Genomic DNA, 349 nt, shown 5'->3' on the forward strand with positions numbered 1-349 from the left:
ATTAACAGCCAGTATCGCCTCGGTCCCGAACGATGTTTTCTGATGGGGCCAACCTCTCTCATGAAACCGGTGGGATGCAAGCTATGAAACGTCCAACTGGCCGCGGGGAGCTCGTCCTTTATCTTGATTTTGACGGCGTTTTGCATCACGAAAACGTGCATTGGCATCCCAGGAAAGGGGCCTATCTGGACGCACCGGAGGGCTACTCGCTGTTCCAGCATGCAGCGCTGCTTGAGACCCTGCTGGCTCCATACCCAGCGGTGCGCATCGTGTTGAGCACGTCGTGGGTCAGGGTGTTCAGTTACAGCCGCGCAGCAAAGCGCCTCACACCCGCGCTGCGGGCACGGGT

Annotated in this window: 1 protein-coding gene; it reads left to right on the forward strand. The window is 58.7% G+C overall.

All coding sequences use genetic code 11. The annotated features are described in order from the left end of the window. Positions 1-155: 155 nt before the first annotated feature. Positions 156-349: HAD domain-containing protein (locus THIARS_RS18080; protein ID WP_342747779.1), on the forward strand; the 194-nt coding region annotated here is incomplete at its 3' end.

Source organism: Thiomonas delicata, from assembly GCF_900088825.1.
GTDB classification, from domain to species: domain Bacteria; phylum Pseudomonadota; class Gammaproteobacteria; order Burkholderiales; family Burkholderiaceae_C; genus Thiomonas_A; species Thiomonas_A delicata.